Source organism: Fulvivirga sediminis, assembly GCF_016757215.1.
Lineage (GTDB): Bacteria > Bacteroidota > Bacteroidia > Cytophagales > Cyclobacteriaceae > Fulvivirga > Fulvivirga sediminis.
In genome coordinates, this window is record NZ_JAESIY010000011.1 from 26,242 (window position 1) to 52,278 (window position 26,037).

General features: G+C 37.8%; 18 protein-coding genes. 9 read left to right on the forward strand and 9 right to left on the reverse strand.

All coding sequences use genetic code 11. The annotated features are described in order from the left end of the window. Positions 1-69 precede the first annotated feature (69 nt). The 6 genes from JL102_RS18555 to JL102_RS18580 form a co-directional block, all read right to left on the reverse strand. Positions 70-822, reverse strand: coding sequence for a DUF4397 domain-containing protein (locus JL102_RS18555; RefSeq protein WP_202245954.1), 753 nt, complete (start codon positions 820-822; stop codon positions 70-72). Next, positions 809-2,098, reverse strand: a complete 1,290-nt coding sequence (locus JL102_RS18560; protein WP_202245955.1) for an APC family permease — start codon at positions 2,096-2,098, stop codon at positions 809-811. The genes JL102_RS18555 and JL102_RS18560 overlap by 14 nt, the downstream gene beginning before the upstream one ends. A gap of 12 nt (positions 2,099-2,110) precedes the next feature. Continuing rightward, on the reverse strand, positions 2,111-2,440 hold the full coding sequence (locus tag JL102_RS18565; RefSeq protein ID WP_202245956.1) for a four-helix bundle copper-binding protein: 330 nt from the start codon (positions 2,438-2,440) through the stop codon (positions 2,111-2,113). A gap of 228 nt (positions 2,441-2,668) precedes the next feature. Continuing rightward, positions 2,669-3,049 carry a hypothetical protein gene (locus JL102_RS18570; RefSeq protein ID WP_202245957.1) on the reverse strand — a complete coding sequence of 127 codons (381 nt, stop codon included), beginning with the start codon at positions 3,047-3,049 and terminating at the stop codon, positions 2,669-2,671. Positions 3,050-3,139: 90 nt separating this feature from the next. Then, positions 3,140-3,844 carry an SIMPL domain-containing protein gene (locus tag JL102_RS18575; RefSeq protein ID WP_202245958.1) on the reverse strand — a complete coding sequence of 235 codons (705 nt, stop codon included), beginning with the start codon at positions 3,842-3,844 and terminating at the stop codon, positions 3,140-3,142. Positions 3,845-3,912: 68 nt separating this feature from the next. After that, the gene (locus JL102_RS18580; RefSeq protein ID WP_202245959.1) at positions 3,913-5,061 is read right to left on the reverse strand and encodes a Gfo/Idh/MocA family protein; all 1,149 of its coding nucleotides are present in this window, start codon (positions 5,059-5,061) and stop codon (positions 3,913-3,915) included. A 103-nt stretch (positions 5,062-5,164) separates the two neighbouring features. Here JL102_RS18580 and JL102_RS18585 point away from each other — a divergent pair, with 103 nt between their 5' ends. Then, entirely contained in the window at positions 5,165-5,839 is a 675-nt protein-coding gene (locus tag JL102_RS18585; protein ID WP_202245960.1) for a TetR family transcriptional regulator C-terminal domain-containing protein, read from the forward strand. An 8-nt stretch (positions 5,840-5,847) separates the two neighbouring features. Then, the gene (locus JL102_RS18590; RefSeq protein ID WP_202245961.1) at positions 5,848-7,140 is read left to right on the forward strand and encodes an ABC1 kinase family protein; all 1,293 of its coding nucleotides are present in this window, start codon (positions 5,848-5,850) and stop codon (positions 7,138-7,140) included. 87 nt (positions 7,141-7,227) lie between these two features. Here the strand turns inward: JL102_RS18590 and JL102_RS18595 are convergent, their stop codons facing one another. Continuing rightward, complete coding sequence (locus tag JL102_RS18595; protein ID WP_202245962.1) at positions 7,228-8,340, reverse strand: DEAD/DEAH box helicase; 1,113 nt, start codon at positions 8,338-8,340, stop codon at positions 7,228-7,230. 111 nt (positions 8,341-8,451) lie between these two features. Further along, positions 8,452-10,881: a glycoside hydrolase family 9 protein gene (locus JL102_RS18600; protein WP_202245963.1), complete on the reverse strand. Its 2,430-nt coding sequence runs from the start codon at positions 10,879-10,881 to the stop codon at positions 8,452-8,454. A gap of 158 nt (positions 10,882-11,039) precedes the next feature. On the opposite strand from JL102_RS18600, the gene JL102_RS18605 reads away from it, so the two are divergent. From JL102_RS18605 to JL102_RS18625, 5 genes are all read left to right on the forward strand, one after another. Beyond that, a complete protein-coding gene (locus tag JL102_RS18605) occupies positions 11,040-12,179 on the forward strand; it encodes a putative porin (RefSeq protein WP_202245964.1) in 1,140 nt (379 codons plus the stop codon). A 234-nt stretch (positions 12,180-12,413) separates the two neighbouring features. Then, a complete protein-coding gene (locus JL102_RS18610) occupies positions 12,414-15,515 on the forward strand; it encodes a SusC/RagA family TonB-linked outer membrane protein (protein ID WP_202245965.1) in 3,102 nt (1,033 codons plus the stop codon). An 11-nt stretch (positions 15,516-15,526) separates the two neighbouring features. Further along, entirely contained in the window at positions 15,527-17,065 is a 1,539-nt protein-coding gene (locus JL102_RS18615; protein WP_202245966.1) for a RagB/SusD family nutrient uptake outer membrane protein, read from the forward strand. A gap of 101 nt (positions 17,066-17,166) precedes the next feature. Then, a complete protein-coding gene (locus tag JL102_RS18620) occupies positions 17,167-20,514 on the forward strand; it encodes a VCBS repeat-containing protein (protein ID WP_202245967.1) in 3,348 nt (1,115 codons plus the stop codon). A 530-nt stretch (positions 20,515-21,044) separates the two neighbouring features. Further along, positions 21,045-21,185: a hypothetical protein gene (locus JL102_RS18625; protein ID WP_202245968.1), complete on the forward strand. Its 141-nt coding sequence runs from the start codon at positions 21,045-21,047 to the stop codon at positions 21,183-21,185. 15 nt (positions 21,186-21,200) lie between these two features. Here JL102_RS18625 and JL102_RS18630 read toward each other — a convergent pair whose 3' ends face one another. Beyond that, a complete protein-coding gene (locus tag JL102_RS18630; RefSeq protein ID WP_202245969.1) occupies positions 21,201-22,379 on the reverse strand; it encodes a glycosyltransferase family 2 protein in 1,179 nt (392 codons plus the stop codon). Positions 22,380-22,688: 309 nt separating this feature from the next. Between JL102_RS18630 and JL102_RS18635 the strand changes: the two genes are divergently transcribed. Further along, on the forward strand, positions 22,689-25,022 hold the full coding sequence (locus JL102_RS18635) for an MBG domain-containing protein (protein ID WP_202245970.1): 2,334 nt from the start codon (positions 22,689-22,691) through the stop codon (positions 25,020-25,022). After that, on the forward strand, positions 25,019-26,026 hold the full coding sequence (locus tag JL102_RS18640; RefSeq protein ID WP_202245971.1) for a PorP/SprF family type IX secretion system membrane protein: 1,008 nt from the start codon (positions 25,019-25,021) through the stop codon (positions 26,024-26,026). The genes JL102_RS18635 and JL102_RS18640 overlap by 4 nt, the downstream gene beginning before the upstream one ends. Positions 26,027-26,037: the final 11 nt, after the last annotated feature.

Consider the following 26,037-nt stretch of genomic DNA (forward strand, 5'->3'; position numbering starts at 1 on the left):
AAACCCTACTATATAAATTGCTAAAACAGCAAAATGGTTATGGTTTATTTATATTTTAAGTACTTACTGTCAAGGTGTAAGCAGATATTTAGCTTTATTTTCAAGAATTATCGTTTCCAACTGTTTGGCATTATTCAGGTTTGCTCCTGTGACTAAGGTGTATATATGACCTGCGGTGGTAGTTAATTTAAATTCTGATACCGTAATATCCCCTTTTGAGACTCGGTAGGTGTGATTTCCTTCCTTTATTTTTTTTATATCTGTAACATGTGGGTAAGGTATTTCTTCAAACAATTTAGATTCCTCTTTCTTCAAACTTAATAAAGTGGAAGATGGGTTAATATTGACAAAACGTACGTATGCAGCACTAGTGCTTCCATCATAGTTATCTCTTAACATATACCATTGGGGCAAAAAGTTATTGTCATCCTTAGTTTCTCCACCTAATAATTTCTTCAATTTAAATAATGTGGTCTGCTGATTCGTCTCTATTTTGTCAGAAAGCATACCTGCAATCACCAGCGTGTAAAAGCCTTTTGCTCCCATAACAAATTCTTTTTCAAGTACTTTCTTGTTTTTTATGATGAGAGAAAATCTATAATGTTGAGGGGTGAGTTTAATGTAATTTATTGACTCACCATAGTCCATTTTAATGACTTTCTGTTGTCCGTTTTCCAGGTTAGTTACGGAAAGTTCAGCTGTGGGAGCTTCCAGGAAATTTACAAGCCTGAAATGAGCATAGTGATCTTGGGCTTGAGCATTCATAAACGGAAAAGAAGTAACTAGGGCTATAAGTAGGATAATAAGGTTATTTCTTCTCATTATTTTTCGAATTATTGATTTTAGCTAATATGGCTGGTCTTCCGAATATGATAATGGCTCCCAAGCCAGCTAGTAGGGCAAGGCTTAAAGGGTTAATAATGGCTAGCCGGGCGGTAAGTATAATCAGCACAATTCCTCCTACGATCATCCCTGTTATGGGAATCCATCTGTTTTTGTTAAGCTTTTTTACTGCGATATAGTTGACTGAGAGGAAAGTAAATAGGAAAATTAATGACGCAGCTTCTACCAAAGTAGATAGTGAACCTAAAATGGCCAGTAGAGCAGCCAGTATTCCGATAACTATTACTGAGCGATCAGGCACGTCATTACTGTTTTTATGGTCAAAGAAAGAAGGCATCTCTCCATCTTCAGCTACTCTGGCAGTTAACTTAGCAGTTGAAAATAGAGTAGAGTTAATAGCAGCCGATGTAGCGAGACCTGCAGCTATTATTATCATTATAAAACCAGGTTTTCCCAATCCTTCTTTTGCTGCTACTGCCAGAGCCACTTGTTTTTCATCTATAGTGGTAAGAGCTCCGGCTAGTATTACAGCACCTAGTGCCACAATAATGTAAATCAATATAACAAAAGCTACTCCTGATATTACTGCTGGGAATAGCTTTTTCTTGGGATCTTTGATCTCATCATACTCATAAGTAAGTAGTTGAAAGCCCTCGTAAGAAACAAAAATAGCTGCTGCTCCAATGGGAGCACTCCACGCACTTTTGGGTTCTGCGCCTGCCATTAATTGTAAAGAATCCCACTGAGTAAGGCCATATATGGCAAGAATAAGAAGGGCAATGAGATTAGCCCAAACGATAATGATTTCTACAATGGCTAACTTGCCAGCCCCCATAAGGTTAAGGAAAATCATTAAAGCAACTATGCCAATAGCTAATACACGAGTAAGCCATGGGCCAGCATTAAAAGCAAAAGTAACGTAATGACCGAAGGCAAATGCATAAAGAGCTATAGTTAAAACATAGCCTATAACCAAAAGCCAAGAGAGGCTTCCTGCAACGCCATTAAGGTTAATGTCACGTAAATACTCAAAAGCGCCACCGCTTTCTTCAAACTTATTAGCCAATTTTACATAGCTGTAAGCAGAGGTTATTGCTATTACTCCAGCTATTGCAAAACTTAGCCAAGACCACTGCATAGCTACTGCTACTACTACTCCTAAGGCAGTGTATATACCACCACCCACCATTCCTCCTACAGTAAGAGACCAGACAGAGGCAAATCCTAGATTGCCTCCTTTGGATGAATTACTCATAACTTAGCTTTTTTAGGCAGCCACGGCATTCAAATGCTCCTCACATAATTCAGCACAAGCTCTGCAGGCAGAGGCGCATATTTGGCAGTGGTCGTGGTCATGCTTAGCACATTCTTTAGCACAGTCAGTGCATACTTCTTTACAGAGCTGTAAAGCGGCTTCTGTGTATTCAGAATTGCCCGAAATATAAGCCGCAGTAAGAGAGCAGATAGCTGCACAGTCTCTGTCAGTTCTGATGCATTTAATCATGGCTTTAACATTTTCTTCTCCCAGGCAAGCGTCAGCACAGTTATCACAAGCGATAGCACATTCAGATAATTTTTTTAATAATTCGGTATTCATAATATTTCAGGTTTTCTTAGTTCATTTTTAAAAGTGTAATGTATACACATGGATGCCATGGCAAGTCTTGTACCTAATGTTCTAAGTCTCTTTAAAGGCCGATTTAAGGAGTTATCCTAGGGAAAGGATTCTACAGTTGGGGGAGATTTGTGCCAAATGGGTGTGAGGAAAATAAAAAAAGAGGCTGATAGCATCAGCCTCTTTTTATGCATTAATAATTAAGTGGACTTATATTTTTATAAGTTCTGCCGAAATGCTGTATTTAGTCACCAAATCCTTGGTAAACTTCATAGCTCCATGCGGCACGAATATTTGAAAGGCACCGTCTTTAATTGTGGCCATAGTGGATAATAATTTCCACTTATTCACTAGTTTCTGTGTGTCTTTCACTTTGTTTGACAGTTCAAAGTATGCTTTTTTCCCAGATTTACTTTTCGCAGTGATATCAGGAATAAATACGTCGTTGTTGTTTTGATTAACAAGTTTTGCTGGCGTATCAAATTCTGGTAAATCTGCTCTGATATTTTCAAAGCCCAGATTTTCTACTTTTTCAACTGCCATTTCTAATTTTTCCTGATATCCTGTTTTTTCTCTGTTTTGTTTTAGCATAAAGTCTGTTTTTTTGTTGCACACTGCTTAATAGATAACAAAAAAAACTGACAAAATCAAGTTTTTGAACAGATAGTTTATTAAATAATCCTATTTTATTTCAAATACCGCTCTTATTTCGGAATTAATAGTGATGTTTTTGAAATCAAGATTGCTTTGATAGTCCATTTCAGCAGATTCAGATTTCATCATTGCCATAGATCTTCCCATAATAGGAGTTGGTGCGTTATAATCAATTTCTTCTATCTCAAGGGCAGAACCTATTTCTTCATCTATTCCAGCTAATAAATATTCAGCTTTTTGTTTAGCCTCTTTTAATGCTTTTAATTTAAGGTCCTTTCGGTATTCCTCAATTTTTGAGTGAGATACCTCATCAATACCCATGCTGTGTATACCCTCAGGATCTAATTTGTCTATCAGGTCATTCATCATTTTTACGTTACTAACCTTTAGTCTAAAGCTTTTAGTGGCCATAAAATCATCACTGCGCTTTTTTCTAGGGTCCCAGTTATAACCATAGATATTTTCTACTTGCAGGTTTTCCTGAGATAAGCCTATGTTTTTCACAGCTTTCACCAGCTCTGCTTCTAGTTTGTTCATTTCCACTTTTTTAGACCCATCCTTATATTCTTTTAGGTCAATTCTTACATAAATTTCATCAGGAATGATCTCCATTTTAGCATTTCCTCTTACTTCTATTTTTTTTACAAGCATACCGTTATTGTTTACCATTTGCTGTGCAAAAGCAGATAGTCCTATAAGTAGCATAAATGAGATTAATGTTGTTCTTTTCATAAGTTATTATTCGTTGTTTAATAGTATAATGTAATAGGACACCATATTCCATAAAACCGTTTAAACAATTACCAATTTATTTTTACGGTTTCTTTCTTATCTGCTGATTCATAGATAGATGTGATTATCTTCATATCTCTTAACCCCATCTCTCCAGGTACTTTTGATTTTTTATTGTTCATTACACACTTGGCAAAGTCATCCATTTGTAATGTCTGTTGGTTAACAGGAGGGTAAGTGAGTTTTTCTTCACTGGTTTCTCCTTCTATGCCAGAATACGCATAGGCAGGTTTTAATTCCCACCAGCCTTTTTCTGCTTCCCCGCGAAGGAAGTTAGCCGTATCATAGTAGCTGGTAGTGGCTTCAGCAGTGGCTCCGCCAGGAAATTTTAAAGTAAAGTCAATAGACTGCTCTACATCTTTGAAAATATCTGGCCGGGTGACCTCACCATATTTGGCAGATACTTCAATCGGATTTTCACCCATGGTATAAATTGCCCCTTGTAATACATAAATACCAATATCCATCAGAGGCCCACCTCCGGCAAGATCTTGCTTGGCCCTCCACGCATGAGGATCGTTTAGCTTAAAGCTATGAGCTCCAGTTATCTTTTTAACTTTTCCATAGACCTCATTTTGTCCCAGTTCGCTAACTTTTAAGTTATAAGGATCAAAATGTAGCCTGTACCCTATAGAAAGATGCACATTATTTTCTTTGCACGCTGCAATCATTTGTTCACACTCTTCTACAGAAATGGCCATAGGTTTTTCACAAATGACGTGTTTCCCAGCTTTGGCAGCTCTTATGGTATATTCGGCATGCATAAAGTTAGGGAGTACTACGTATATAATGTCAATATCATCATTATTGGCTATCTCATCATAGTTTTCATAGTTATAGACATTTTCTTTTGGTATGTCATACTTACTCATCCATACTTGTTCCTTACTAGGGGTGCCAGTTACAATACCTGCCAGATGGCAATTTTCTGTTTTTTGCAATGCGGGAGCCAGTTGGTAAGTGGCATAGTTGCCCAGGCCAACTAGCGCTATACCCAGGCTGTCTTTTTTAGCGGCAGGAGCTTTACCTTCATTACTTTCAGATGGTTTGTTCTTTCCATTGCAAGCGAGAATAAAAGAAGACCCGAGAGACAGTGCTCCGGCAGCCATAGAACTCTGAATAATAAAATTTCTGCGGTTTTTTGATGTTTTTTTCATAGGTTTTAGGTGATTTAGTTGTTGTGAAGCTGAACGTCTGTCTTTGTAATTTTGTTTTTACAAAGGCAAAACTTAATCAACATATAAAGCGTTTATTTAAGATATGGAAACAAAAGCAAAAAAGACTAAGAAAGCAGCCCCAAAAGCTGATACTGCAGGTAAAATTCAAGAAGCCTATAAGAAACATGTTTTGCTTAATGGAGAAATGCCTCCTTCGGTTTTTAAGTTTATGATGGACTTGAAAATGCAAGAAAGCGAATTTTATCTGTATTACGGATCTTTTGCTTCCATAGAAAATTCTATTTGGCAGAAATATATAGAGGATACACTGGCCACCTTGCAGCAGGACTCAGTTTACCCTGAATACACGGTAAGAGAGAAGTTACTAGCTTTTTATTATACATTAATAGAAGTTCTTAAGCAGGATAGAAGCTTTGTGGTGCATACGCTCAAATCTATAAAGAAATCTCGCGAGCTTGCTCCGGCATTTATTAAAGGGTTTAAGACAGCATATTTACAATTTATACAGCAATTGGTTCAAGAGGGGATAGATAGCGAAGAGATTGTAAAGAGACCATTGATTTCAGAACGGTATAAAGATGGGCTTTGGCTACAGTTGTTGTTTGTACTTAGGTATTGGAGTAAAGATGAAAGTGCCAATTTTGCCAATACAGATGCAGCTATAGAAAAGTCAGTAAATCTTTCTTTTGAACTCATGGGTAGAGGTCCACTTGATATGATAGTGGATTTTGCCAAGTTTATGTATCAGTCACGATAATCATTTGAATGAAAGAACAAATAAACATTCCTACCTCAAAGGTGCAGCGAGCCAGTAAGTTTATAAAAACAGGGGCGAAGGTAGGTGGTAATTATATAAAGCACTACAGCAAGAAGCTTTTTGATAAGGACTTAAATAACGATGAGTTGCATCAGGAGAATGCCACTGATATCTACGAGTCTTTGAGTGAATTGAAAGGTAGCGCACTGAAGGTGGCTCAAATGCTGAGTATGGATAAAAATATGCTTCCAACGGCATACCAAGATAAGTTTTCCATGTCTCAGTATAGTGCACCTCCATTATCGTACCCATTGGTGGTAAAAACATTTAAACAATACTTAGGCGAATCACCAGAAAAGATTTTCGATTCCTTTACCCGTTCTGCGGTTAATGCAGCCTCTATAGGACAGGTGCACAGGGCTACTTTAAAAGGAAAAAAGCTAGCGGTTAAAGTGCAATACCCTGGTGTTGCGGATTCTATTAGCTCTGATTTGAAGATGGTAAGGCCCATAGCAGCCCGAATGTTTAACCTGGGGCGAGCAGAGCTGGAACAGTATATTGAGGAGGTAGAGTCTAAACTAATAGAGGAGACTGATTACGGCTTAGAGTTGGAGCGTTCGCAGGAGATTACTAAACAGTCTTCACATTTAGAAAATGTGGTGTTTCCAAACTATTACCCTGAGTATTCCAGTGAAAGAATATTGGTGATGGATTGGCTAGATGGGCACCATTTAAAAGATTGGATAAGTCATGGGCCTTCTCAGGAGTTAAGAGACAAAGTAGGTCAAGCTTTATGGAATTTTTATGATTTTCAGATCCACCAGCTCAAGCAAGTTCATGCAGATCCGCATCCTGGTAATTTCATTATTACTACTACTAATCAAGTAGGAATTATAGATTTTGGCTGCGTGAAAGTAATTCCTGAAGACTTCTATGAAAAGTATTTCCAATTGATGCGTAGTGATGTGCTTAACGGAGATTTTGATTTGGAAAAACTATTCCTTGATTTGGGATTTTTAGCTAAGACAGATACCCCTGAGCAGAGATCTTTTTTCATGAAGATATTTGTAGAGCTAATAGATCTTTTAGGGAAGCCTTTTAGGTCTAAAGAATTTGATTTTGGAGATGATGAATACTTCTCTCAGATATTTGAGGTGGGAGATAGGATGTCAAGAATGAAAGAAATAAGACACTCTAAAACAGCCAGAGGAAATAAGCATGGACTCTATGTTAACCGTACTTATTTTGGATTGTATAATTTACTTAATATGCTAAGGAGTAAGATTGTAATATCTTCTTAAAGGCACTGGTTCTTTACAGAGTAAAGTACTATAAATAGACAAAGAGGGCTTCCATATTCAATAAGGCGGCCCTCTTTGTTTTCGAGGTTATCTGATTTGTATAAAACTCAGATGTAGTGCTTTTTCAAGATACCTCAATTGTTTTATTTCAGGTGTAGTTACAATAGCTAATGAAATTCCTTTGTTTCCTGCTCTGGCAGTTCTACCACTTCGATGGGTATAATACTCTTCTTTGTCAGGCAGTTCATAATGAATAACAAATGAAAGATCTGGAATGTCAATACCTCTGGCAGCTAGGTCAGTAGCAATAAGTAGTTGAAGGCTCTCATTTTTGAAGGCTCTCATTACTTTGTCTCTTTCTTTTTGCAAGAGGTCTCCATGAATGGCATCTGCAGCCACATTTTTAGCTATCAGTTGCTTAGCTACCGTTTTAGTGGCCTTTTTTGTTTTACAGAATATTACTCCTCTATTCCCTTTCTGGGTTTTAAGAAATTCCAGCATCACCTGTAGCTTGTCCGCCTCTTGAGTTATTACAAACTGGTGTGCTATGTTCTTATTCACCACCTCTTTTTTATTAATCTCAATACGATGAGCGTCGGCGGCCATATGCTGGTTCACAATCTGCTTGATACCATGAGGCATGGTAGCAGAAAATAACCATTTGTTTTTTACATCACTCAGAAAGCCAAGAATCTGATCTAGCTCTTTTTTGAAACCCATGCTGAGCATTTCATCGGCTTCATCTAGCACTATTGTTTTTACATGCGAAAGATCAACAGCCTTTTTGTTAACCAAGTCAATTAATCGGCCTGGTGTAGCTACAATAATGTGAGTTGGTCGTTTCAGAGCTGCTATTTGCTTATCTATCTGAGCTCCACCATATACAGCCTCTGTAAAAATCTTATCGGTGTATTTGGTGAATTTAAATAGCTGCTTAGCTACTTGCTGGCCTAATTCTCTGGTGGGGCACAATATAAGAGCTTGTACTACCTTTTTAGAAGGGTTGATTTTTTGTAGTAGAGGAAGGCCAAAGGCAGCAGTTTTACCTGTTCCTGTTTGAGCTTGCCCTACCAGATCAGTGTCTCCGGAAAGAAGCACCGGAATTACTTCATTTTGTATTTGTGATGGCGTTATTATCCTTAACTCTTCAAGGCCTTTAACGAGCTTAGGGTTTACACCTAGTTCTTTGAAAGTGGTCAAAACAATGTTATTTAAATATAGTCTGCAAATGTACTCATTATGATGTTCGGTAACTAGTGTAAATTTTGTGGCGCTAAAAAAGAAATTATTTTTTTAGGATTAAAAGGCATTTTATTTTTTCAAGAGATGGTTGGCAGCCAATACCAAAAACATATAGTTAGTAGCTCCACCACCCATTACATATTCTGTCTGTTGCCAAAAGAAGGGCCACACTTTTAGTTCTGGCAAGTCCGGGCGGATGAGAGCGGTTCCGGAAGCTACCCCGCCAGGGATATAACTCCACTCGGCACGGTTTACACCATAAGCTACAGTTACTGATTTCGAGCCAACCCCAGAGGCAAATGAAGAGGTGTTTTCTCCCGGATGCACTCCCAGTACAAAGTTCAATGCATTGATGGTAAGATCAGCAGGAGCTAATTCGGGCCATCCTGTGTGGAAAAAGTACTGTTCTACACCAAATCTTTGTAAGCCCCAACCTGCTCCCCAAATATTGGGTTTGTAAGGCACTCCAAAAGGTGTTTCTGTCTTTTGCTTTTTCAATTCCTGTTGAAAATCTGAGACGGCCTTAGCCATTGTGTTTTTAAACTTTTTATTGTCAATAGCATGGATAACATGACCAATGGCCCAACCGCAACCTTTCATATTAGAAGCGACATCAGGAGCCATTTTTATAAGTTCATCTTTAAAGTTTTGATCCCCTGTGGTGAGTATTATTTCTGAGAGGGCTAATACACGAGCATTAACTCCTTTGGCTTTTTCTTTCGCTAGGGAATATAGGCTTAATGCTGTTTTTAGACATTCATCTGCGAGCTGCTTATCTGATTTTATTAAAACCCTCACTGCAGCGGCTAGTCCTGCGGCTACATAGAGCTCTCTGTCTGGGTTCTCTTCCGTAAACACTAATCGATCATCTGGTTGTCCTTGTTGATTGTACACTGTGTTGTCCGTCATATTGGCGGCATCTCCAAGCATTACATACTGCCTGAGATCAGAGCATATGATTCCTCGGTATAGCCGGCCTATAGAGCGGTAGCCTCCCAAAATACTGGCCAGCCCATGCTTTATTTGCTGCAAAGCATCAGATTCTCCATCAGGAACGTGTATTTCAACCAATTGCCTCTCTTCATCTATCAGTGTAGCATCATAGTCCAGCCCAAATTCCTCTATCATTAGAGCCAGCATCCACACTGTGCCTATTTGAGACTCTACTCTTAGATCATAATCACCAGCATCATGCCAGCCACCGTGGTTAAGCTGTGGTACATGCTCTAGCGGTTTAAATTTGGTTAGGGTAGAAGGCCCTTGCACATATCCATCAAAGTGATTTGAGTCTATCGGAGCCATGAGGGCATCATCAAGGTGACAGCGACCATGCCATACCCGGTACTTTTCATTTACTCTCATGTGGCACATCTGCACAGGTAGGAAGTATTCTAAAGTGGGTTGCCAAACCTGGCGATCATAAACATCCTCACCAATTTTAAAAGCATGAGATTGTTTGCCTCTATATTCAAGAACGTACATGCCTGGTGTTTTTACATCGGTAAAATCAAAGGTTTTATATTGATACCTTAAAAATTCACCCCACTTCTGTGGTAAGACTGATTTTACTTCTTGCTGCCCATTTCTGCCTAGTTTCAGCAGTTTTATAGGAGAAGTTTGAAGGTCATCAACATCCATTTCTATCACCGCAATTTTTTCCTGATTAGGAGTGTACCCGACCTGAGAGACTTGAATAACAGGTGTATATTGCCAATTAGGAATAACATGAGGGGTTATTACCCATTCAATGGCTTTTGTTGTTTTATTAGCGGGTATTTCAGTTCTTACTATATACCAACCATTGTTATGATTAGAGCGACCATCCCATAATTCAATCTCTTGATCTGATGAGATCACCATTCTTTGCTTGTCAGTTTCGGGAGCTATAGTAAGTTCATGACCCGTGGCAAGAGGTAAGTTTAAGTTTTCATTATTTATCTTTTTAATAGGCCCATAGGGTTGGACGGGAAATATACCGTATTGATCATCCATAATAAAGCTTTTACCAAACAGGTCACCAGGAAATAACTCCAGGTTGAACCCCATTTTTCCTGCCCAATCAGCAGGAATAGGCTCTTTCAGATTTACTGAAACCCTGAAAGAACTATTTTTTAACGGCTCTACTTCTACATCATATTCAAAATGTAGATCTGGATAATTTATAGGATTGAAGCCAGTTCCGTTTTTAGAGGAGTCTGGGTACCATAATTTTTGTGATAAAATCTGATTTTCTCTGTCAACATTAAGCTTACCGCCCTTGGGCATAGGAGACCATTGCCCCGGAGAGATCTCTAGTCGCACATCTCCATTAGCGGCAACCCTAATTCCGTGCTGTATGATAGTCACTCCTGTCTGGTGGCCATCAGGGTATATATCACTAAAAACAGTGACGTTGAGGCCCGGCATGTCAAAATAATTTTGATCATTAAGCTCCAGAGAAGGTTGCGCAAATAGCTCTGTGAGCCCCATAAATGCGATTAGTAGGAGGAGAAGTTTCATAGCAGTAGAGTTTTTAATAAATATAAGGAATTATTAACAAGAGGTAAGAATTATAACTTATCTAACATCAATTATTATTGTGAAGTTGTTGGTAGGAGTGAGCAGAACTGTTAACTTCAACGAGGAGAAGGGGGTTCACTATAAACTAAACTGATTTAATGAAATTAGCCATAATTTTCCTACTGGTGTTCATTACACTCCAAACATCTTACTCACAGACCGACAGTTTGAAAAATTCCAAGCTATCTTTTACAGCGGATTTTCGATTTAGAATAGAGCAGGACTGGGATTCTCGTAAGTCAGATGGTTCCTATCGAGATGATCGATCTCGGTTAAGGTATAGACTTAGGCTTGGAGCCAGTTACCAGTATAATGAATGGGCTTCTTTTGGCACTAGAATAAGGACCGGGACCTACAGCAATCAGCAAGATCCACATATTACTCTCGGTAGTGGCGGAGGGGAGTTCGAAATATTACCTCTTGGCTTTGAAAAATTATATTTTAGAGCAAAGTATAAATGGTTTTCTGGGTGGATTGGTAAGAATACTTATCCTTTTGAAAAGCAAAATGAATTGTTTTGGAGTGATAATGTCTATCCTGAAGGTGTATTTTTACAGGCTCATTTCAAAAAGACATCATGGCTGCCTTCTTTTGATCTGAAAGGCGGACATTTTATAATAGGCTCATCAGGAAGATCATTTGCTGATGATGGGTACATGGAAGCAATTCAGCTGGTGAGTAATTGCTTATCTAATCGATTAAAAATTTTCCCAGCCTATTATTACTTTCATAATTTACCTCTGGTGCCAGATGGCAACCCTAGTGAACTTATGAAATATTCCATACTACATTTAGGAGCTAATTATAAAATAAGTAAGACCCCGGCTATTACTATAGGAATAGATTACTATAATAATATGCAGAATTATCATCATGTTGAATCGATAACTTCAAAAGTTAAAAAAGATAAAGAAGGTGTAGTATTGGGGTTATTATACGGAGCCTTATCTAAAGCGGGTGATTACTCGCTTGGCCTATACTATACCTACCTTGGGCGATTTTCAGCTGTAGATTACATGGCACAGAATGACTGGGTGAGATGGGATTATTCTAATTATGACTCTCCGGCGGGTCGGCTAACTAATTTTCAAGGTATTGAATTTATGGCCGGCTATCAGGTAGGGGATAATTTCACATTGAAAATGAGGTATTTTAATGTGAAGCAACTGGTTTCTTATGGAGCTGAAAGAGAGAATGGTCAGCGCGTAAGATTAGATATAGATATTGCCATTCATTAAATCGGTTTAACTCCATGTATTGATATATTTTTATATTTTATTTATAAATTTCCTGACAATCGATTGCGTAATATTTTTATTGTTTATAAATTCAGCGTTGAAAATACACTTAATTGTACATTTCAATCGATTGTTTGTTTAGCAATCGATTGTGGTGATATTCTTTTTCATGCTTGAAATTAATTAGAATACAAAAACTACTATAAAACGATTAATTAAACTAAACCCTACTACATGATGCAATCATATACACTCCGATTACGGGGTAGGATCGTGCCTGGACTGATCATGCTCCTTATCTTTATAACCACATTTTCTTACTCACAGACACAGATAAAGGGGAGAATCACCGACGATGCAGGTTCTCCATTACCTGGGGCTTCAGTATTAGTGAAGGGTACTAGCAAAGGTACGGTCACCGACATTAATGGTGATTACACACTTTCGGCTTCTCCTTCAGATGTTCTTATAATTTCTTTTATCGGCTACCAAGCTAAGGAGGTAACCGTGGGATCTCAAACAACACTTAACGTGACACTCGCTGATGATACACAGCAGCTTAGTGAGGTGGTGGTTGTGGGGTATGGTACCCAGAAGAGAGCTGATGTAACTGGAGCTATTGCTTCCGTAGACGCAGAGGAAATAACCTCTGTACCGGTAGCTACCGCAGATCAGGCGTTGCAGGGACGTGCACCTGGTGTGACTGTAGTTAATAATGGATCTCCTGGAACAAATCCTACTATAAGAATTAGAGGACTTAGTACCGTTAACAACAATACTCCATTATTTGTAGTAGATGGAATTATAGTTTCAGGTATTGGTGATATTAACCCTTCTGATATAGAATCTATTCAGGTGTTGAAAGATGCATCTACTACCGCGGTATATGGATCTAAAGGTTCAAACGGCGTAGTCATTGTAACTACAAAACAGGGTAAATCAGGAGCTGTTAAAGTAACTTTCGGTAGCTACGTTGGTAGTCAATGGACTTCAAATCGTTTTGACCTTTTGAGTACGGATCAATATATCGATTATGCTACGAATATAATGACTTATGATGATAATACACCTCCGTCTAGGTTTACTGCACCTCAATATGCTGAGCTATTGAATAACAACACTGATTGGCAAGATGAGATATTCAGAGCCGGTTTGATGCAAAATTATAATATTGGTGTTTCCGGTGGTGGAGAGAATAGTAATTATAGAATATCTGCTGGCTATATCAATCAGGAGGGTGTGCTTATTGAAACTGATTATGAGAGATTTAATTTAAGAGGTAATAGTAATTACACTCTTGGTAAATTTGAATTTGGACAGACACTATCATTAGCCATTAGTGAGCAAAGCCCTGAAACAAACAACGGAGGTCGTTCTATTCTTGAGCACGCTATTAAGAGCGCTCCTTATCTTCCTGTGACCAACGTGGATAATCCAGGAGGCTTTCAAGGCCCAAATACCAGTATTGACGGACAAGATGCCGAGAATCCAGTGAGAATTTTAAAGTTATTCCAAACTACTAATGAAAGAAGCACAGTGTTAGGTAATGTTTTCGCACAATACGAAATTATAGAAGGGTTGAAATTTAAAACACAATTAGGGGGAGAATATTCAACCTTTCATTACAATAGTTTCACACCAGCTTATGACGATGATTCTGATGGAGGAACTCATACGTCCAACAGAGCAATTATTTCAGTTAGTGATGGCCAATTATTAACAACAAATTTCACTAACAGCTTAAATTACTCAAAGACTTTAGCAGAGAAGCATAATTTTGAAGTGCTCTTACTTACCGAGTGGATTACCACCACTACCAAAAATCATAACGGACGAAGTGAGAATTTCTTAACCAATGAAATTAATCAGATAAATAACGTCAACCAAACCTTGCAATCCTTCACGGAAGAATACAAAAGATTTGGTTTGCTTGGTCGGATAAATTACAACTATGATGGTAAGTACTTATTTTCTGCCTCATTTAGAAGAGATGCATCTTCTCGCTTTGGAGAAAATGAACGATGGGGTTCTTTCCCTTCATTATCATTAGGATGGAGGATTAGCGATGAAGCCTTCATGTCTGATGTCAGTTTAATTAGCAATTTGAAGTTGAGAGGAAGCTGGGGAAGAACTGGTAATGATAATATCGGGAACTACCGTTATTTAGATGTAATTGAAGATGTTTTCTATTATCCTATTGAAGGTAATGCTGTGCTGGGCGCAACCTATGGAGGCCTGCCAAATCCTGATTTGAAATGGGAGCAAACTACCATGACTAACATTGGTTTAGATGCAGGAATTCTGGATGATAAATTAACTTTTACATTTGAATATTATATTAATAAAAGTGATGAGTTGCTTCTGCCTAGATTATTACCTACCTCTTCTGGTTTTCACCAAGGTACATTTATCGAAAACATTGGTTCTATGGAAACCAAAGGAGCAGAGGTTGTGCTTGGTTATAACGACTATTCAGGAGATTTTCAATGGTCGGCATCACTTAATCTAGGAACAAGTAAAAATGAGGTATTAGATCTTGGTAGCAATGATTTTATTCAAGGAGCTGATTTTGAAGGGCAAGCGATTACGAGAGCTCAAGTGGGGCATCCTGCTTTTGGGTTCTATGGCTGGAAGTTTGACGGGATATTCCAAAATCAAGCAGAAATAGAGGCTCATGCAGATCAGTCTGGGGTTCAACCAGGTGATTTTAGAATAGTTGATGTTAATAATGATGGTGTTATCAACGATGAGGATAGAACATTTATAGGAAACCCATTCCCAACGTTAACTTATGGTCTTAATCTATCTGGTTCTTACAAGAATTTTGATTTAAGTGTTTTTATCAATGGTGTTAGTGGAAATGATATTTATAATACTAATATCTATGATTTACAAGGGATGACTCGTCTGTTTAATTCAGGAGTGGAAGTTCTAGATAGCTGGCAAGGAGAAGGCACATCCAACACTATACCTAGAGTGAGAGGCGCAGGTACCAATACTCAGGTGAGCAGTCGTTTTGTTGAAGATGGCTCTTTTGCCCGATTAAGAAATATTACTTTAGGGTATAATTTGCCAACTAATATTTTCAATGGGAAGATTTCAAAATTCCGCATTTATGTAAGTGCTCAAAATTTGGTTACGATAACAGATTATAGCGGACTAGATCCTGAAATTGGAGCTTATTCAGCGTCTGCCCCCAATACACCTCCCGGAGCTATCGGATCGGTGGCTACAAATGGTAACGGACAACCTACAGCTAATTTTACAACAGGAATTGATTTTGGTAACTACCCTGTAGCCAAATCAATTATAGGGGGAATAGAAATCACATTTTAATCGAATCCATCATGAAAAAATATAAATTAATACTTACAATATTTATTCTTATAGGGGTAGGTATGGGCTGTGAAGATAAGCTCTCACTAGAAAACCCTAACAAACAAACTGCATCAAGTTACTGGCAGAATTTGCCACAAGTTCAAGCGGCTGTAAACGCCATTTATGCGAACTTGCAAACTAATGGCCTTTATTCTCGCCATATGTTCTTTGCCATGGATAATATGGCTCATGAAAATGAGGGTAATTCTCAATTGGAGGCTGATAAGAGACAGTATCTGGAGTTTAAATTCGATGCCTCTCATGGCGGAATTGGAGCATTTTACGAAAGTTGTTTTCGAGGAATAAATAAGGCCAATTATGTCATAACTAATGAGGATAAAATTATTGAAATTTCGGATCTTGTTTCTGATGAACTTCGTGTTAAGTTTCTTGGGGAAGCGCGATTTTTAAGAGCATTTTATTACTTCCTCTTGGTTACTAGGTTCGGTGATGTTCCTTTGGTTACGGAGGTGCCTACCTCAGGGGAAGGTAGACCTATCACTTCTAAAGAGGAAATTTATACTAAAATTATCATCCCAGATTTAGAATATGCCGAAGAGAATCTTTTAGGTAAGTCAGAGATGCAACCAGGCAGAGCTACTTCAGGTGCCGCTAGTGCTTTACTAGGAAAAGTCTACTTGTATAGAAAAAATTATGAAAAGGCTAGAGAAGCTCTATTAAAGGTGGTAGGTAATTATAAGTTGGTCGATGATTATGAAGATAATTTTTTTGAAGAGACTGAGCATAATGACGAATCAATTTTTGAAATTCAGTATAATGATGATTTGCCAGATGCTGATAAATGGAATTCTGATGTAACTGGTGCTGGGTTCAATGAAGTAACTTTTAGAGGTCAAGAGTATGGATGGAAAGATTGGTTCAATGTTTATCCTTCAGACATGTTATTAGATGAGTATGAAACTAATGACCCACGTTTTGAGGCTAATTTTTATACGGAGGGAGATGTACTGGAGTCAACGGGGCAGACTATAATGACAGGAGCTGTACCAGAAACAGTGCCTGATGATCAGATATATATTCCAAGCGGCAGAAGAGCAGGGTGGAGAAAATATCAGAACTATTATAAAGATGCCAATGAAGATCAGGCCTCAGGTATTAATTTCAGAGTGATTAGATATGCGGATGTTCTTCTAATGTTGGCAGAGATTGAAAATGAATTATCTGGTGATGGTGTTGATGCTATTGGCTATTTAAATCAAGTTCGTGACCGTGTGGGCATGCCTCAATATGGATCAACGGAAATGAATCCTATTTATCCTGTTAGTACTAAGCAAGAAAGGTTTGATGCCATTGTCCATGAAAGAATGGTGGAATTAGCTGGAGAACAAGCCAGATTTCCTGATTTGGTGCGCTGGGGATTAGCTGCTGATGTATTATCTCAATTTGGATTCGAAGCCGGGAAAAATGAAATATTTCCTCTTCCTCAAAGGGAAATTAATTCAAATGATAAAGTGACTAACGCAGACCAAAACCCTGGCTACAATTAAGACAATATATTGAAAGTGACCGGCTTAAAGCACATTATAAACTTCCTACCTTATGCTTTAAGTCGGTCATTTTGTTTTCAAACCTATTATAACCTAACAAAATGCGCTCTACTAATCATCTTGCTTTAGCAATTTTATCTTTAATTGTTATTTGTTCCTGTAATGAACAAGCATCAGAAAAGGAGCATCAAAATTATTCCCTAAAGGGCACTTTATTTAAAAAAGTATCAATTGACCATTCTCAAATAAATTTCAACAACCAACTAACAGAGACTGATACCTTCAATTATTTCAACTACCCTTATATATATATGGGAGGTGGAGTGTCCGTAGCCGATTTTAATAATGACGGTCTTCCTGATATTTATTTTACAGGAAACATGGTGGAAAACAAGCTGTATTTGAATAAGGGGGACTTAAAATTTGACGACGTTACAGTAGCGTCTGGTACTGCCGGGGATGGCAGCTGGATGCACGGTGCTACTATTTGCGATATTAATAACGATGGATTGAAGGATATCTACATCAGTATAAGTGGTAGAAATAAAGTATGTAGGAATCAGCTCTTCGTAAATCAGGGTGTAAATGAAAATGGCATTCCTGTTTTTAAAGAGCTTGCCAAGAAATACGGTATTGATGACCCCGGACACAGTACCCAAAGTACTTTCTTTGACTATGATAATGATGGAGATCTCGATTTATATGTAGCAAATTATCCTATTACGGATTTCAAAACACCTTCTTTTTTCTATAGTCAGATGATTAAACACCCGCAGATGCATTCTTCTGATCACCTTTATAGAAATAATGGTGATGGTACATTTGTCAATGTTACGGAGGAAGCAGGGTTGCTGTCTTTTAGTTTATCCCTTAGTGCCACTGTCACTGATCTCAATAACGATGGTTATAAAGACATTTATATCTCCAGTGATTTTGCTAGTCCTGATTTCTGCTATATCAATAATGGAGATGGAACTTTTAAGGATGTTACTGCCCAGTCTTTGAGACAAACCTCTTACTATGGAATGGGTACCGATATAGCTGATTTTAATAATGACGGGTATATGGATATTCTACAAGTGGACATGACTCCTGAAGATCACAGACGTAATAAAGAAAACATGGCAGGGATGAACACAGCTGGCTTTTATGAACTGGTAGACTTGGGACTTCATCATCAGTACATGTACAATACCTTGCAGCTAAACCGGGGCTTAGACGATGCGGGAAATCCTCAGTTTAGCAATATTGCTAAGATAGCTGGGGTCTCTTCCACTGATTGGAGTTGGTCTCCTTTATTTGCTGATTTTGATAATGATGGTTGGAAGGATATTTTTATCTCTAACGGTACTCGAAGAGATATTAATAACAATGACTTCTTTAATAAACTAGATGCAGAACGTCAGGTATACTTTAAGGCCACCACAGAGAAGTCAAAGAGCAATGAACTGGACAACGTTCACAAAATGCCTTCAGAGCCTATTGCTAATTACATTTTTAAGAACAATGGAGATCTTACTTTTGAGAAGAAAATAGAAGCTTGGGGGCTGGAGGAAAAAGGATTTTCTAATGGAGCTACTTATGCCGATCTGGATAACGATGGTGATTTAGAGTTGATTATCAATAACATTGATCACGTAGCAGATATTTATGAGAATAGATCTAATGATGTAGGTAAACACTATATTAAAGTGAATTTCGAGGGGCCGGATCAGAACAAAATGGGTATAGGAACTAAGGCAACAGTATGGTCAGGGGCCCAGATGCAAGTATCTGAACTTACTTTGAGTAGGGGCTATCAGTCATCAGTAGAGCCAATACTATATTTTGGTCTAGGCGAAAATACTAAAATAGATTCTTTGTTAGTGGTGTGGCCCAATGGTAAATATGAACTTAAAAAGCAGGTAGCTGTGGATCAAAGTTTAACTTTCAATTACAATGAAGCTAATCACGTGTATGAAAAACCTGCTCTGGATAAACCTCTTTTTACAAAAACGGATGAAGCCCTCTTACCAAAGCATAAAGAGAATACATTTAACGATTTTGATGTGCAAGTTTTACTGCCTCATAAGATGTCTAACTTTGGACCAGCGCTTTGTGTTGCTGACGTTAACAAAGATGGGTTAGATGACTATTTTGTGGGTACTGCTACAGGAAGTAACGGTGCTATTTACTTGCAGCAGCCTGATGGCTCTTTTGAGAAAATAGATTTCCAACCGGAAGAAGATAAGATGTATGAAGACCTGGGCGCTACATTTGTAGATATTGACAATGATGGAGATCTGGACCTTTATATTGTTAGTGGAGGCTATGAATTTAGAGATGATAAAAATTATCAGGATAGAGTATATGTAAATATTGATGGTGAATTTACTAAAGCTACCTTACCTCAAATTACTGGAAGTGGATCTTGTATAAGACCTTATGATTATGACGGTGATGGAGATCTTGATCTTTTTATTGGAGGACGATTATCTCCTGCTAATTATCCTTACCCTGGAACCAGTTATTTACTGAGGAACGACTCTAAGAAAGATGATGCTAATTTCAGTGTGGTAACTGAAGATGTCATTCCAGGCATTGCAGAGGTCGGTATGGTTACAGATGCTATTTGGACTGACTTCAATAATGATAATAAAGCTGATTTAGTAGTGGTAGGGGAGTGGATGCCTATAAAGGTGTATATCAACAAGGGAAATAAGTTTGAAGATCAAACTGCTGAATTCTTCGATCAAAATATGACTGGCTGGTGGTTTAGTATTGACAGCGGAGATTTTGATAATGATGGTGATACGGATTATATAGTTGGTAATCTGGGTAGAAACTATAAATATCAAGCGGCAGAAGGCAAGCCATTTAAGGTTTATGCTAACGATTTTGACGATAATAATGAAAGTGATATTGTTTTGAGTTATCAGAATAGTGGAGACGAGTACCCTGTAAGAGGTAGAGGCTGTTCTTCTCAGCAAATACCAGCTATTAAAGCTAAATACAAAGATTACAAGTCATTTTCCCAAGCAAACGTTGTGGATATTTATGGTGATGAAGAATTAGAAAACTCATTGCATTATAGTGTAGAAAACTTTGGTAGTATCTATTTGGAAAATACCGAAGATGGCTATAAGGTTCATTATTTGCCTAATGAGGCTCAATTGGCTCCAATAAATGATATTTTGGTGAAGGACTGGAATAATGATGGTCAGCTGGATATAGTTGTGGCAGGTAATCTTTTCTCTTCAGAGGTGGAAACCCCTAGAGCTGATGCTGGTATTGGTTTATGCTTATTGGGAGATGGCAAAGGAGGCTTTACACCTCTTAGTTATGAAGAGAGCGGTATTTTCATGCCTTATGATGTGAAGCAGATGTCGAAAATCACGGTTGGGGGAAAAGAGGGCTTTGTCTCTGTTAGCAATCAAGGTCCTACACAGATGTATTACATAGAGAAATAGCAGCTTTCTATTATTTCGGACTAATTGTCAATGAAATTCAATGGATTTGATTAAATGAATATAAAGAGTGGTGCAGTTGTATTTAGGCTTCTGCACCTCTTTTTATAAATGAAGTGTTTTAACCTACTCATTAATTAGATTCAATTGAGCAGAATACTCTTTAGAATCTTAATATCACCACTTTTGAGCTTCGAAATGGAATTTCATCTTCTGCAAAAACTTTATGTTTTGATGTGAGTTGCAGCTCTTTCCATATGTTGGACATTTTCCCTTTCCTTAAGTGTTCTTACCTACTATAGGAGCTATAAATTTGCTATCAGTTCGGTGGGTCACTGCTTATTTTGCCTACATAAATTAGACGTATATCAATTAAAATGTGCTTCTCTTGAGAAAAGGCTGGATGTTATTTAGTGTTTTAGCCGATATAAATTCAAAACGGAACCTTTATGATAACAATGGTATAAAAATTGTAAATGTAAAAGATTAATAGGCGATAACAGCTTTAGTTCCATTCTCAAATAACTAACACTATGAAAAAGAATAAACAGGCGTTCATTTTGTGTATAGGTGTGGTTTTAGCCATTTTTCTTTTGATGGTTATTAAAAGAGATGTGACCTCCAAAAGTGCTTCTATGGAAAAGGTGGCCTCTTCCATAGAAGCTGAAGACTGAGATTGGTTAATACTATTATGCTGCTCTTTTAGCTTTTTCCCATACAGCAGACTGAGAGCCTTTCATGTACCTGAAAAATCCTCTGAAGACCGCGTAGTTCATCATGCTGAAATAATAAGGAATAAAGAATATTTTCAGCTTTAAATTATTGTTTTGCAGAAGCCAGCCTATAATAGAAAAGGCATAAAAAGCTATTTGACACACCAATATCAGTTGATATAGCGGGATTTGAAGGTAAGCCAGATATATATTAGCCAATAATACTAGAATGAGACATAGTGGAGCTAAAGTCCAGCGAAGAACGCGGTGAGAGATGTACTGAAAGCTTAAGACGCCATATTTAAAAATATTAAGCAGCCCCTTTAACTTTACTACAGCTTGTATACCTCCTGCAGCAATTCTTATTTTTCTTTTTAATTCTTCCTTCACCGAAGCTGAGCCTGATTCCATAGCATAAGCATCAGGCTCATATACTACTTTGTAACCTTCCATAGCCAGAGAAAGGGAAATGTAAAAATCCTCAATTACGATATTTGTGTCCACCGGGTGGAATAATTCTGTCCGTATAGCGAACAGTTCACCTGCAGCTCCAACTACTGAGTGTAATTCAGAATCCCATTTCTTTAACTTTGATTCATACTTCCAGTAGAAGCCTTCGCCAGAGGCGGCAGCTCCATCCTTGTCTTTAGACAGTACTCTTTTTTCACCTGCTACCAGGCCTACTTTTGAGTTAGCGAAATGTCGGCCCAGGTTTCTCAAGGCATCCTGATTTAAAAGTGTATTGGCATCAGAAAATACCGTAATATCCGTTTTTAGATAAGGTATCATTCGGTTTACGGCCGCTATTTTACCACTTCTTTTATCTTCATGGTGGTGTTCTACCTCAGGATATTCTTTAATAATATCCATGGTGCGATCTGAAGAGCCGTCAGTAACTATAATTACTTTTAGCTTATCTTTCGGGTAATCAAGGTTGAGCGAGTTAGCTATCTTTTCTCTTATAAAATCTTCTTCATTATAGGCCGCTATAACATGAGTGATGTTGGGTAGAAAATCCGCGTCTACTTCTTTATGAGCTGAAGAGAAGGCCCTCTTTAATTTAACCAATACGAATAATAATATACCGTAGCCTAGGTAGGAGTAAAATATGATAAATATTCCTAGCCAGAAGCAAATTTCTATAGCAATTTCCATTAAATATTTTTAGTCATTATGAACACGCAAAAAAGCGAGTTGTTATCATTTATCAAAATTTTTTATGCAAACTAAGTATTAAGAATAAAATGGCTAGTGTTACTAATTCAATAAATCATTAATAATATTCTATAATTGCAGTTATTTACACATTAAGAGAAACTTCATCAATATTGGAGTTAAAAAAATAAGATAGTGTCTTTTTGAGTTTGCCAAATTATCAGTAAGTTATTTTAATCTCTATAACTTTTAATCATTTGTAATGTTATAGCTTTTGATATTGCCTGTTTTATTTATGGTTGGTTTATAATGAAGCAAATTTTACTATTTAAAAATAAAGTTTTTCTACTATCATGGTGCTTATGGGTGCCATTTTTAGCGAAAGCTCAAAATCCATATATTAATAGTACTCCGGTAGAAACTGCTACTTATGGAGAGTCTTATTTATATGAAATAACTACAGGAGGTAATGACTGGTTCCGTATTTTTATTGAGCTAGAGTCTGGAGAGTTACCGCGCGGAGTTGAACTTATTGACAATGAAAATGGCACTGGAGCCTTAACCGGGATCCCAGAAGAATCTGGTGAGTTTGATATTGTACTTAGAGCAAGAAATGTTTGGGGTGGGAATAATCAGGAATTTACGCTTACCGTAAATAAGGCTGAGGCAACAGTTGCATTAACCTCTCTTAATGCTACCTACAATGGGGATCCGCAGGGCGCTGGTTATATAACAAGCCCGGAAGGTCTGGATGTAAACTTAACCTATAATGGTAGTACTGATCAACCTGTAAATGTAGGTCAATATGCTGTACAGGCTCAGATAGATGATCCTAATTACTCAGGGTCAGCTTCGGGTACCTTTATAATATCAAAAGGCGTAGCTACTATTCAACTTACCAATTTGCAGCCTGTGTATGATGGGAGGCCACAACCCGTAAGCTATACTACCATACCTGAAGGTTTACCTGTAGAAGTAAAATACAATGGTTTAAGCACTGTACCTGTAAATGCAGGCACCTATGTAGTAGACGCACGAATTACTCATGGTAATTACCAAGGTTCTGAGTCGGCTAATTTAGTGGTGGCCAAAGCCGAAGCCACTGCGCGAGTTAATGGACTTAACCAAACTTATAATGGTCAGCCCCGGCAAATATCAGTAAGTACCATACCTGCGGGTTTAAATTATAGAGCTACTTATAACGGAGCAACACAAGCTCCTACTGATGCGGGGAGTTATGATGTAGACGTAACTATTAACAACATTAATTATGAGGGCTCATTTACAGGAAAATTGAATATTCTTAAAGCCGATGCGGCTGTTTCTTTAAGTAATTTAACCAAAACTTATAATGGATCGGCACAGCAAGTAGGCGTTCGCACATCTCCAGCAGGGCTCTCTTATCAGGTAACTTATAATGGGGCCGCAAGAGCTCCTACAAATGCGGGAACTTATAATGTAGTAGCCAGCATCACTTCTAATAATTATAAAGGAGAAGAAACAGGAGTTTTTACTATTAATAGAGCAAGAGCCACGGTAAATATTTCTGATTATAAAACCACTTATGATGGTACACCAAAGCCATTAACGATTACTACCAACCCTGCAGGCATTGGAGTAGCAGTAACGTATAATGGAGAATCTGCTGCCCCTTTAGAGTCAGGTACATATCAGGTGGAGGCAAAAGTAAGTAATAGCAATTATACCGGAAGCGGTAAGGCTAACCTGGTAATAGATAAGGCTACGGCTGAAATTAAATTTGGTAGGTTAATAGTTGATTATAATGGAGAGCCTCAGGGTGCTAATGTTACCACTGTTCCGGAAGGTCTAAACGTACTTATTACTTATGATGGGCAAGATAGGGAACCCAGAGAAATAGGTACATATACTTTGGCAGCGCAGGTGGTAGAAGATAATTACTTAGGAGAAGCCAATGCTGCTTTTACAATTAAAGAGCCAGAGGGTTCTAATTCTCCTCCTGTACTGACTAACATGGAGCAAAGCCCCATTATTTATCAACAGGGTGACGGCGCTGTAAGAATTACAGAAGGTGTAATCATTAATGATTTTGACAATGCTTATCTTGTTTCTGCCAAAGTAAGTATAACCACAGGTTTTGAACCGCTTTATGATGAGCTGGGCTATGATATTAAGAATGAAAATCTGGTGATAAACTTCGATAAGAGCAGTGGTATATTAACCATTACGGGTGAAGAGACACGCTCTAATTACGAAGAGCTATTGAGAAATATACGTTATTCTAATTCCTTTTTTGGAGAATCTAACATAACAGAGAAGACAATATCCATTACTGTGAATGATGGTTTTAATGACAGTAATGTAGCTTCGCGACAAGTGAGTATTACGGTTTTGAAAGATCTAGGTATTGTAAATGCCTTTACTCCGGGAAATGGAGATAGTGTTAATGATACCTGGTACCTCGAAAACTTAGATCAATATAGCTCTGTGCAAATTAAAATTTTCGAAAGAAACGGTAGGGAGGTATATCACTGTCAAGGAGCAGACTGTGCCTGGGATGGAACCTACCAAGGAAAAGACCTGCCTTCAGGTATGTATTTTTATACCATTGACCTTAATAAAGGGGTGAGAAAATTTCAGGGCACTGTTACTATTTTAAGATGAGAAAGTTAAGAGCATCTACCTTACTATTAATAATATTAATGGTATCAGTTAAAATGGCAAAAGCCCAGCAAACAGGAATATTTTCTCAATATTACCTAAATATGCCATCTCAAAATCCGGCTTTTACGGGTATCGATCCGTTTTTAGATGTAAAAGCAGGTTTTAGGCAGTCATGGAATGACTTTGCAAATAAAAACAATGCATATTATGTTACAGCCAATGGCTCTGTAGGCGAGAAATCAGGATATGTGCTTAAGAATAATGCTTTAAGAGTGAGTGATGAGTCTTTTACGCCAAGTCAGAGCGCTAGAAGGCATCATGGCCTAGGCGGAATGGCCCTATCTCAGACTATAGGAGCTTTCAAATACTTACGCTTAAATATAAATTATGCTTATCACTTGCCCGTATCTGATAACCTGAACCTTGCGTTAGGTACTCGCATAGCATACAGCTCTCATGAAATAGATTACTCTGGTATGGAAGTAAGAGATCAGGTAAACGATCAGTTGTATCAAAGTTTGCTGGCAGTGGGAGCGGGGAAGTTTCAAAATATGCTGATAGACTTCGGAATTACCATGTATTCAGATAATTTCTATATTGGTGTCTCTACGGTTAATTTAGTTAATGAAGATGCTGGTAGTGACCAAGTAGGAGATATTGAAGAAGAGAAAAGCTATAAGGCTAATATCGGCTATGCATGGCCACTTAATCCTAACTTTGATTTATTACCCTCAGCTGATTTTACTTATAGTGATCTTTATGGGCTTACCTGGCAAGGAACTGCGAGGCTTAGATTTAAAGAAATGGTATATTTAGGTTTTTCCTATGAGAATGATGTAAGAGCATCGTTATTATTTGGATTATCCTTTGAAAAAAAATATAGTTTTCATTATTCTTACGATTACTTTACTCATGACCTAAACGACTTTAATAAAGGGAATCACGAATTTGCTATTGGAATATTTTTATTTAACAAATACTCTAAGAATTCTAAATTTTGGTAAAGTTGTGTATT

Excerpts from the sequence above, each read along its gene's own strand:
- JL102_RS18555 (WP_202245954.1), bottom strand. The coding sequence starts at position 822 with ATGAGAAGAAATAACCTTATTATCCTACTTATAGCCCTAGTTACTTCT.
- JL102_RS18560 (WP_202245955.1), bottom strand. The coding sequence starts at position 2,098 with ATGAGTAATTCATCCAAAGGAGGCAATCTAGGATTTGCCTCTGTCTGG.
- JL102_RS18565 (WP_202245956.1), bottom strand. The coding sequence starts at position 2,440 with ATGAATACCGAATTATTAAAAAAATTATCTGAATGTGCTATCGCTTGT.
- JL102_RS18570 (WP_202245957.1), bottom strand. The coding sequence starts at position 3,049 with ATGCTAAAACAAAACAGAGAAAAAACAGGATATCAGGAAAAATTAGAA.
- JL102_RS18575 (WP_202245958.1), bottom strand. The coding sequence starts at position 3,844 with ATGAAAAGAACAACATTAATCTCATTTATGCTACTTATAGGACTATCT.
- JL102_RS18580 (WP_202245959.1), bottom strand. The coding sequence starts at position 5,061 with ATGAAAAAAACATCAAAAAACCGCAGAAATTTTATTATTCAGAGTTCT.
- JL102_RS18585 (WP_202245960.1), top strand. The coding sequence starts at position 5,165 with ATGGAAACAAAAGCAAAAAAGACTAAGAAAGCAGCCCCAAAAGCTGAT.
- JL102_RS18590 (WP_202245961.1), top strand. The coding sequence starts at position 5,848 with ATGAAAGAACAAATAAACATTCCTACCTCAAAGGTGCAGCGAGCCAGT.
- JL102_RS18600 (WP_202245963.1), bottom strand. The coding sequence starts at position 10,881 with ATGAAACTTCTCCTCCTACTAATCGCATTTATGGGGCTCACAGAGCTA.
- JL102_RS18605 (WP_202245964.1), top strand. The coding sequence starts at position 11,040 with ATGAAATTAGCCATAATTTTCCTACTGGTGTTCATTACACTCCAAACA.
- JL102_RS18610 (WP_202245965.1), top strand. The coding sequence starts at position 12,414 with ATGATGCAATCATATACACTCCGATTACGGGGTAGGATCGTGCCTGGA.
- JL102_RS18615 (WP_202245966.1), top strand. The coding sequence starts at position 15,527 with ATGAAAAAATATAAATTAATACTTACAATATTTATTCTTATAGGGGTA.
- JL102_RS18620 (WP_202245967.1), top strand. The coding sequence starts at position 17,167 with ATGCGCTCTACTAATCATCTTGCTTTAGCAATTTTATCTTTAATTGTT.
- JL102_RS18625 (WP_202245968.1), top strand. The coding sequence starts at position 21,045 with ATGAAAAAGAATAAACAGGCGTTCATTTTGTGTATAGGTGTGGTTTTA.
- JL102_RS18630 (WP_202245969.1), bottom strand. The coding sequence starts at position 22,379 with ATGGAAATTGCTATAGAAATTTGCTTCTGGCTAGGAATATTTATCATA.
- JL102_RS18635 (WP_202245970.1), top strand. The coding sequence starts at position 22,689 with ATGAAGCAAATTTTACTATTTAAAAATAAAGTTTTTCTACTATCATGG.
- JL102_RS18640 (WP_202245971.1), top strand. The coding sequence starts at position 25,019 with ATGAGAAAGTTAAGAGCATCTACCTTACTATTAATAATATTAATGGTA.